This window comes from Microbacterium sp. (genome assembly GCF_047606385.1).
Classification (GTDB): domain Bacteria; phylum Actinomycetota; class Actinomycetes; order Actinomycetales; family Microbacteriaceae; genus Microbacterium.
Window position 1 is genome coordinate 1 of the sequence record NZ_JASGEL010000047.1, and the last position, 7,194, is coordinate 7,194.

The following is a 7,194-nucleotide window of genomic DNA, read 5'->3' on the forward strand; positions in this document are numbered from 1 at the left end:
CCCCGCATCCGCGAACCGGATGCGGGGGCGTCGACGGCCCCGGTTAGTCTGGGAGACATGAGTTCCGCCGCGACCGAGAGCCCGGTGCTCGAGGTGCCGTGGGGAGAGGTGTGGGGCCAGCCGGAGGCGGTGCGGATGCTGCAGGCCGCAGCCTCCGACGACGCGGCATCCAGCCACGCCTGGCTGATCACCGGGCCGCCCGGATCGGGACGGTCCACGCTGGCATACGCGTTCGCGGCGGCGCTCATCGCCGAGCCGGGCGACGAGGCGGCGATGCGGCAGGTGCTCGCCCACACGCATCCCGACCTGTCCGCGCTGCGCACGGAGCAGGTCGTCATCCGCATCGAGGAGGCCCGTCAGCTCGTCGAGCGCGCCTATTACGCGCCCTCGACCGGCCGGCATCGGGTCATCGTCGTCGAGGACGCCGACCGCATGGCCGAGCGCACCTCGAACGTGCTCTTGAAGGCGCTGGAGGAGCCGCCGGAGCGCACGGTGTGGATCCTGTGCGCGCCCAGCGACGCCGATCTGCTGCCCACCATCCGCTCCCGCGTACGGACGGTGCGGCTGCGCGAGCCGGAGGTGGACGACGTCGCGCGGCTCATCGCGTTGCGCACCGGTGCCGACGCCGAGGTGGCCGAGCAGGCGGCGCGCCATGCGCAGCGCCACATCGGCATGGCCCGTCGTCTCGCGACCGACGCCGACGCCCGCGCCCGGCGTGACGAGACGCTGCGATCGGTGCTGACGGTCCGCGGGATCGGCGACGCCGTCGAGGTCGCCGCCCGCATCGTGCAGGTCGCGACCGACGACGCGAAGGCGCTGACCGCCGAGCGCGACGCGGCCGAGCGCGCCGATCTGCTGCGCACGGTCGGCGTCGCCGAGGGCGCTGCCGTGCCGCCCGCCGTCCGCTCGCAGCTGAACGCGCTCGCCGACGAGCAGAAGCGTCGCGCGACGCGGAGTCTGCGCGACGGCATCGACCGGGCGCTGACCGATCTGCAGTCGTTGTTCCGTGACGTCGTGATGCTGCAGTACGGCCGCGCCGACGGGCTCATCAACGCCGAGCTCGCGGGGGAGCTGAGCGCGGTGGCCGATCGCTGGTCGCCGCAGCGCACGATCGCGGTCCTCGACCAGCTCGCGCTGACCCGCCGCAACCTCGAACGCAACGTCGCACCCCTGCTGGCCATCGAGAGCCTGCTGATCACCGTCGCTTCCGGGAGGACGCCATGAACCTGCCATCCCGTCGGACCGCGCGACTGGCGGCGGTGGTTGCCGGTCTGGCGGCGGCATCCCTCGCCCTGACCGGCTGCCTGTTCTCGTTCGTGCCGGACGACTCGGCGACGACCACCTCGTCCCCGGCGAGCACCGACGGCATCGACGCCGACCTGCTGCCGTACTACCAGCAGGTCGTGCAGTGGTCGAGCTGCGACGACGGCTTCCAGTGCGCGACGATCACCGCGCCCCTGGACTGGGACGACCCGAGCGTCGGCGACATCGAGCTCGCCGTCATCCGGCAGCAGGCCACCGACGGCGACGCGATCGGGTCGCTGCTGGTCAACCCCGGCGGACCCGGCGCGAGCGGGGTCGAGCTGATCGCGGACTCGCTCAGCTACGCCGTCGGCGACGTGCTGCCGCAGTCGTACGACATCGTCGGCTTCGACCCGCGCGGCGTGGGGGAGTCGACCGCGGTGACCTGCTTCGACGCGAGCGACATGGACGCCTTCCTGTTCGACATCCCCTCCGGCACTCGTGGTTCGGCCGAGTGGGACGCCGATCTCACCGCCGGCGACGAGGCGTACGCGCAGGCCTGCCAGGCGAACTCCGACGGGATCCTGGAGTACATCACCACCGAGCAGGCGGCCCGCGACATGGATCTGCTGCGCGGCGTGCTCGGCGACGACACCCTCAACTACCTCGGCTACTCCTACGGCACCTTCCTCGGGGCCACGTACGCGAAGCTCTTCCCGGACCGGGTGGGGCGGATGGTGCTCGACGGGGCGATCGACCCGTCCACCAGCGAGCTGGAGGTCTCCACCGCCCAGGGGATCGGTTTCGAGTCCGCGCTGCGCTCGTACATGGCCAGCTGCCTCGCCGGCAGCGGGTGCCCGTTCAGCGGCAGCGTGGACACGGCGATGTCCCAGCTCGGCTCGATGCTCGCCAGCGTGGACGCCGCGCCGCTGACCAACTCCGACGGCCGTGAGCTCGGCGCCGACGCGCTGCTGACCTCGATCGTGGCGGCGCTGTACTCCGAGAGCAGCTGGACGTATCTGACGTCGGCGCTCAGCGGCGTCGCGAAGGGCGACCCGTACGTCGCCTACCAGCTGGTCGACTACTACTACGACCGGTCCGACGGGGTCTACACGAGCAACTCGACCGAGGCGTTCACCGCCTACAACTGCATGGACTACCCGGACGATGCGACGGATGCCGATGAGGCCGCCGCGGCGGCGGAGCTCGCGGCCGAGGCGCCGACCGTCGCGCCGTACTGGAGCTCCGACGTGGACATCTGCGACTCGTGGCCGTACGCCGCGACCGGCGTGCGGGAGGAGATCTCCGCCGACGGCGCCGCGCCGATCGTGGTCATCGGCACCACCGGCGACCCGGCCACCCCCTACGACTGGGCCGTGTCGCTGGCCGACCAGCTGTCCTCGGGCGTGCTCATCACCCGCGTGGGCGAGGGGCACACCGGCTTCAACAAGGGCAACTCCTGCGTCGACGACGCGGTCGTGTCGTACTTCCTGGACGGCACCGTGCCCGACGACGGGCTGACCTGCGACTGAGGCCCGCGCCGGTTCGCGGCGTCCTGTGCGGCCATGTAGGATCGTTGATCGTGCGTTGCGCCCGCGCGATGCGCCACCTTAGCTCAGTGGTAGAGCATCCCACTCGTAATGGGAAGGTCGTCAGTTCAATCCTGACAGGTGGCTCCAGGACGGTGACGGCCGTCACACGACCGTGACGATCTCGTGCGACCGCGCGCGATATATGGCATCGACATGCACGAAATCGCCGCTGTCGCGGGACGGCTCACGCGGCGCCCAGCATCACCCCGGCGGTCAGGGCCAGCGCGAGTCCCACCCACTGCACCGGGGCGATCCGCTCCCGCAGCACGACGGCGGCCAGCGCGATCGTCCCGGCCGGGTACAGGGCGGTCAGCGCCGAGACGACCGAGAGGTCGCCGACGCGCAGCGCGATCAGCAGCAGCACGTTCGCGCCGGCGTCGAGCACGCCGCATCCGATGCCCAGCAGCACACCGCGCCGCGAGAGGCGCGGCCGGCCGGCCGTGCGACGCCCCGCGAGCAGGAGCGTGAGCACGGCGGCCCCGGTCGCGAGCGTGGTCACCACACGGTTCGCGACCAGCGGCAGCAGGCCGCCGGCGGATGAGGTCTGGTCCAGGCAGATGAGCAGCCCGCCGATCGCCAGGCCCGAGCCCACGGCCATCGCGAGGCCGAGACGGGTCGGGCGCACCGCGTCGCGCTCGGGGACGAAGCCGACCAGCACCACGGCGATCACCGCCACCAGGAGGCCCCCGTACCCGAGCACGCCGAGAACCTCGCCACCGACGACGAGCCCCCACAGCATCGGGGCGATGGCCGAGACGACCGCGGTCAACGGCGAGAGGATGCTCATCGGCCCGACCGCGAGGCACGCGTACAGCAGCACCAGGGCCATCACCCCGAACACGCCGGACACGGCACCCCACAGGATGTCGGCGGGAACCCACGCGAAGCCGACGATCGGGGCGACGACGGCGAGCAGCACCAGCCCGGTCACCGCCGCGACGGCCACCGCACGCAGCGCCGTCAGCCGCTTCGTGGCGAGCCCGCCGAGGAAGTCCGCGGCGCCGTACACGAGCGCGCCGACGAGGGCGAGAAGCGCGGCGGGCATGGTAGCACCAGCCTAGGGCGCCCATGTGCCCGCCATGCGTGCGCACATGGCTAGGTAGGCTAGCGACATGACGTCACGATGGCTGCGCATCGGCATCCCGGCCCTGCTCGTGCTGATCTGGCTGGTGGGCGGTTCGATCGGGGGCCCGTACTTCGGAAAGGTCGACGAGGTCGCCACGAACGACCAGTCCAGCTATCTGCCCTCCAGCGCGGACGCGACCCAGGTCAACGACCGCCTCGCGGATTTCACCGGCAGCGACGCCATCCCCGCGATCGTCGTCGTCACCGGCGACGGCGCGCTCACCGCGGAGCAGCTGAGCGCACTGCAGACCGTGGCGGACGACCTCGCCGCGATCGACGGCGTCTCCGGCACCGTCTCGCCGCCGGTGACGAGCGACGACGGCGACGCGGCAGAGATCTATGTGCCGATCGCGGCGGATGCCGACATCGACACCGTCGTGACCGCTCTGCGTGCCACGCTCGCCGATGCGCTGCCCGGCGGCACGCAGGGATGGGTCACCGGCCCCGCCGGCTTCACCGCCGACCTCGTGGAGGGGTTCCTCGGCATCGACGGGCTGCTGCTGATCGTCGCCCTCGCGGCGGTGTTCGTCATCCTGGTGATCGTCTACCGCTCGCCGCTGCTGCCGATCCTCGTGCTCGTCACCTCGACCTTCGCGCTGTGCGTCGCGCTGCTGACGGTGTGGTGGCTGGCCGCGGCCGGCATCGTCGTGCTGAACGGCCAGGTGCAGGGGATCCTCTTCATCCTGGTGATCGGCGCGGCGACCGACTACGCCCTCCTCTACACCGCACGCTTCCGCGAGGCGATCGGAAGCGGCCAGGGCCGGTGGCCGGCGACGCTCACCGCGTGGCGCGGGGCGGTCCTGCCGATCCTCGCGTCGGGCGGCACGGTCATCGCGGGTCTGCTGTGCCTGCTGCTCAGCGACCTCGCCACCAACCGTGCGCTGGGCCCGATCGCCTCGATCGGCATCGCGTTCTCGGTGCTGTCGGCGCTGACCTTCCTGCCGGCCCTGCTGGCCCTCGTGGGGCGTGCGGCGTTCTGGCCGTTCATCCCCACCACCGGCGGGGTCGGCATCCCCGACGACCTCTCGAAGCCGGTGAGAGGACTGTGGCCGCGTCAGGCGCGCGTCATCTCCCGGCACGCCCGCACGGTGTGGATCGTGTGCACGGTCGTGCTGCTGGTCGCCGCGGCGGGCGTGCTGCAGCTGAAGGCCGACGGTGTGGCCACGAGCGATCTCGTGCTGGGCGCCAGCGACGCCCGCGACGGACAGGAGGTGCTCGCCGAGCACTTCCCCGGCGGCTCCGGCAGCCCGGTCTACGTCATCGTGCCCGAGGACGACCTGGCCGGCGCTGCGACCGTGCTCACCGCCGCCGCCGGCATCGACGCGGTCGCGGTCACCAGCTCCGACGCCACCACCGGACAGGCGACGGTGACGGTCGAGGACGGCCAGGCCGTTCTCGGCGACGTCGTCCCGGGCCAGACCCCCACCGCGACGGTGTCGGACGGCGACGTGCTGCTGGTGGCGACCCTCGCCGACGAGGCCGACTCGGCCGCGGCGGCGGACACGGTCCGGGCGCTGCGGACGAGCCTCGACGACGCGCTCGGCGACGGCACGGCCCTCGTCGGCGGGGTGACCGCCGTCGACATCGACACCAACGACACCTCGATCCGGGACCGGACCCTGATCATCCCGCTCGTGCTCGCGGTGATCCTCGTCATCCTCATGCTGCTGCTGCGGGCGATCCTCGCGCCGGTGCTGCTGATCGGGTCGGTGATCGTCTCGTTCGCCGCCGCCCTCGGGGTCAGCGCGCTCGTCTTCGACCACGTCCTCGACTTCCCTGGCGCGGATCCGGCGGTGCCGCTGTACGGGTTCGTGTTCCTGGTCGCGCTCGGCATCGACTACAACATCTTCCTGATGACGCGCGTGCGAGAGGAGTCGCTCGCGCACGGCACGCGCCGCGGCATCCTGCGAGGGCTGGTCGCGACCGGCGGCGTGATCACCTCCGCCGGGCTCGTGCTCGCCGCCACGTTCGCCGCGCTGGGCGTCATCCCCATCCTGTTCCTGGCCCAGATCGCGTTCATCGTCGCGTTCGGGGTGCTGCTGGACACCTTCGTCGTGCGTTCGCTGCTCGTGCCGGCGCTGGCCTACGACCTGGGCCGGCGCATCTGGTGGCCCTCGAGGCTCTCCCGCCCGGGAGGTGCGCATAACTCAGGCAGAACCGACGCGGTATCGCCGGTCGGCGCTCCTGAAGGCCGATCTGCCTGAGTTATGCGCCGGAGGGGGAGCGTAGCCTCGAGCCATGACCAGAGCCCTCTTCCTCGTCGACGTGCAGAACGACTTCACCGAGCACGGGGCGCTCGCCGTGACAGGCGGGGATGCCGTGGCCCGTCGCATCAGCGAATTCCTGAGCGCGCACGCCGACGAATACGAGCTCGTCGTCGCGTCGCGGGATTGGCATGACGGCGACAATGACAACGGCGGCCATTTCTCCGATTCGCCGGACTTCATCGACACCTGGCCGGTGCACTGCGTGGGTGGCACATTCGGCGCGGAATACGACGAGGGATTCGACACCTCACGGGTGACCGATCACCTCAAGAAGGGCCAGGGAAAACCTGCGTATTCGCTGTTCGAAGGCGTCGGCGACGACGGGCGGACGGCGAACGACCTGCTGGATGCGCACGGCATCCGCGACATCGACATCGCCGGGCTCGCGACGGACTACTGTGTGCGCGCCTCCGCGCTGGACGCCCTCGCCGCCGGCCGTCGGGTGCGAGTGCTCACCGATCTGGTCGCGGGGGTGCACCCGGAATCGAGCGAACGCGCGCTCGCCGAGATCGTCCGCGCCGGCGCCGAATTGGTCGAATCCGATACCTGACCGTCTCTTCGCGTATTCCGCTCTGTCGGAATGCACGAGATATGCACGACGACGCGCATTTCGGCGACGATGAACGGTGAAAAGCGATTAGTCTGAGTAGTGCGTGTTCTCGAGGCAGAGAATACGTGCGATACCCGACCCATCGACCTTTCGGAAAGCAGGAACCCATGGCAAAGAGAGTTTCCGTCGAACTCGTCGACGATCTGGATGGCACGCCCATCACGAACGGCGAAGGCGGCACGATCGTGTTCTCGCTCGAACGCCGCAGCTACGAGATCGACCTGTCCGACGCCAACCAGGCGAAGCTGCGCGAGGCGCTGGCGCCGTTCATCGACGCCGGCCGGGTGGTCTCGGCCGCCGCCGCGCCGCGGCGCGCGCCCGCATCGGTGCTCGAGGCGTACGACGCGGCTCACTGAGC

At 71.0% G+C, this 7,194-nt stretch carries 6 protein-coding genes and 1 tRNA gene; 6 read left to right on the forward strand and 1 reads right to left on the reverse strand.

Annotated features, from left to right (window positions below; all coding sequences use genetic code 11):
- The first annotated feature begins 57 nt into the window (after positions 1-57).
- The 3 genes from QM626_RS05275 (at position 58) to QM626_RS05285 (ending at position 2,921) form a co-directional block, all read left to right on the forward strand.
- Positions 58-1,224, forward strand: a complete 1,167-nt coding sequence (locus tag QM626_RS05275) for a DNA polymerase III subunit delta' (RefSeq protein WP_415074715.1) — start codon at positions 58-60, stop codon at positions 1,222-1,224.
- The gene (locus QM626_RS05280; protein ID WP_415074717.1) at positions 1,221-2,774 is read left to right on the forward strand and encodes an alpha/beta hydrolase; all 1,554 of its coding nucleotides are present in this window, start codon (positions 1,221-1,223) and stop codon (positions 2,772-2,774) included. The genes QM626_RS05275 and QM626_RS05280 overlap by 4 nt, the downstream gene beginning before the upstream one ends.
- A gap of 72 nt (positions 2,775-2,846) precedes the next feature.
- A tRNA-Thr gene (locus tag QM626_RS05285) sits at positions 2,847-2,921 on the forward strand.
- A 97-nt stretch (positions 2,922-3,018) separates the two neighbouring features.
- Here QM626_RS05285 and QM626_RS05290 read toward each other — a convergent pair.
- Positions 3,019-3,879 (reverse strand): EamA family transporter, encoded by an 861-nt coding sequence (locus QM626_RS05290; protein ID WP_415074719.1) that lies wholly within the window; start codon positions 3,877-3,879, stop codon positions 3,019-3,021.
- A 67-nt stretch (positions 3,880-3,946) separates the two neighbouring features.
- On the opposite strand from QM626_RS05290, the gene QM626_RS05295 reads away from it, so the two are divergent.
- The 3 genes from QM626_RS05295 (at position 3,947) to QM626_RS05305 (ending at position 7,192) form a co-directional block, all read left to right on the forward strand.
- Positions 3,947-6,163, forward strand: coding sequence for an MMPL family transporter (locus QM626_RS05295; RefSeq protein ID WP_415074721.1), 2,217 nt, complete (start codon positions 3,947-3,949; stop codon positions 6,161-6,163).
- A 34-nt stretch (positions 6,164-6,197) separates the two neighbouring features.
- Positions 6,198-6,776, forward strand: a complete 579-nt coding sequence (locus tag QM626_RS05300; RefSeq protein ID WP_415074723.1) for an isochorismatase family protein — start codon at positions 6,198-6,200, stop codon at positions 6,774-6,776.
- A gap of 167 nt (positions 6,777-6,943) precedes the next feature.
- Positions 6,944-7,192, forward strand: a complete 249-nt coding sequence (locus QM626_RS05305) for a histone-like nucleoid-structuring protein Lsr2 (RefSeq protein ID WP_415074725.1) — start codon at positions 6,944-6,946, stop codon at positions 7,190-7,192.
- Positions 7,193-7,194 lie beyond the last annotated feature (2 nt).